This window comes from Streptomyces sp. NPDC056987 (assembly GCF_042673865.1).
In the GTDB taxonomy this organism is placed as follows: Bacteria; Actinomycetota; Actinomycetes; order Streptomycetales; family Streptomycetaceae; genus Streptomyces.
This window is the reverse complement of the sequence record NZ_JBHURV010000095.1, coordinates 1-1,541: the sequence shown is the minus strand read 5'-3', so window position 1 is coordinate 1,541 and position 1,541 is coordinate 1. Positions and strand designations below refer to the sequence as shown.

The following is a 1,541-nucleotide window of genomic DNA, read 5'->3' as shown; positions in this document are numbered from 1 at the left end:
TCAGGCCGCCTCCTTGTGGATACCGCATGCTCCGGTGATACCGCACGGGCAACGAGCCGTCAGCCCCTACGACTCCACGAGTTCAACCTCAGTAGCACGAGGCTGGCGGCGGAGTCGGGCAGGGGCATCGGGCTGGGCACGTTTCCGTGTACGCCGACGTGGCGGGGTACGAGATCGCGTGGACGACGGCCGATGGGGAGGAGCGACGCCGGCTCTTGGCCGAGGCCAGGGATGTCGCGCCGCACTGTGGACTGGGGTGCTGGCGTCGCCTTTTGCCCGGTGGGCTACGCTGTGCGGCCATGAATACCGGGACGGCATTGCGCCACACACGGATTGGTGACCCGGTGCTCTTCTGAGCGCCGTACGGGCCGGTGCGGGCCCGTTGTTTGATCCAGGATCTTGCGCTGCTGCGCGGGCTCCGCCTCCGTCGTGTTGATCACAGGCTCGATACATCAACCACGACAGGAGAATTCATGCCCACCAAGACGTTGCAGATTCCCACCGCGGACGGCCAGGCCGACGCGTTCGCCGCCTTCCCTGACGGTGGCGGGCGGCACCCGGGGGTGCTGATGTACGCGGACGGCTTCGGCATCCGGCCCGTGCTGCGGGAGATGGCCCGCGAACTGGCCGGGCACGGGTACTACGTGCTCGTCCCCAACCTCTTCTACCGGCATGGGCCGGCACCGGTGATCGAGCTTCCCGAGCACATCGGAGAAGAGGTCCGGCCCGCGCTCATGGCCCAGTTGATGCCGTTGATCGAGGCGCACACCGCCGAACGTGTCCTGAGCGACGCCGACGCCTACCTCAGGTTCCTCACCACCCAGCCCGAGGTCGCCGCCGGACCGGTCGCGGTGACTGGCTACTGCATAGGCGGCCTCCTGGCGATGCGCACCGCCGCGGCCCACCCCGGCCAGGTGGCCGCCCTCGCCGCATTCCACGGCCCCGTGGGCGTGGACGGGCCGGATGCCTTCGCCGAGATCACCGCCCAGGTCCACTTCGGCCATGCCGAAAGCGACCTGACGCCCGAAGCCCTGGGCGAGCTCAACCGGGCCCTGAACGCCGCGAAGGTCGACTACACCTCCGAGATCTACCCTGGCACCGTCCACGGGTTCACCATGTCCGACACCGACGCCTTCGACCCCGCCGGACTACAGCGCCACTGGGACCGACTGCTCCCCCTCCTCGACCGCACACTGGCCGACAGCTACTGACCGAGTAGGGCCTGACCAGCGTAGAAGGATGCTGGTCAGGCCCCGTCGCAGAGGCGGATGCGTGGGTCAGGCGTTCTCCGCGCGGATCATTTTGCGCAGGCTGCTGCGGGCAGCTGCCAGGTCCTTCTCCAGTTCGTCGACTCGCTCCTTCAACGGCTGAAGCTGGGCGATCTCCTGTTCAAGTTGCCTGTTGGCATTGGTGAGTTCGGAGATACGCGCGGTCAGCTGCTGGTTACTGAGGTGACCCCCGGAGTGTGGACACAGGGGTTCATGCTGCGAGTGAGAGTTTAGCTGTCCTGTGGTGCTGCTGTTCGAACTCCAGCGGGGAGA

1 protein-coding gene and 1 pseudogene are annotated in these 1,541 nt (G+C 67.2%); one reads left to right on the top strand and one right to left on the bottom strand.

All coding sequences use genetic code 11. The annotated features are described in order from the left end of the window. The first annotated feature begins 473 nt into the window (after nt 1–473). Complete coding sequence (locus ACFTZC_RS41950; RefSeq protein WP_382899367.1) at nt 474–1,211, top strand: dienelactone hydrolase family protein; 738 nt, start codon at nt 474–476, stop codon at nt 1,209–1,211. Between the two features lie 66 nt (nt 1,212–1,277). Here ACFTZC_RS41950 and ACFTZC_RS41945 read toward each other — a convergent pair. Beyond that, nucleotides 1,278–1,541: pseudogene (locus ACFTZC_RS41945) on the bottom strand (hypothetical protein); the annotation flags it as partial.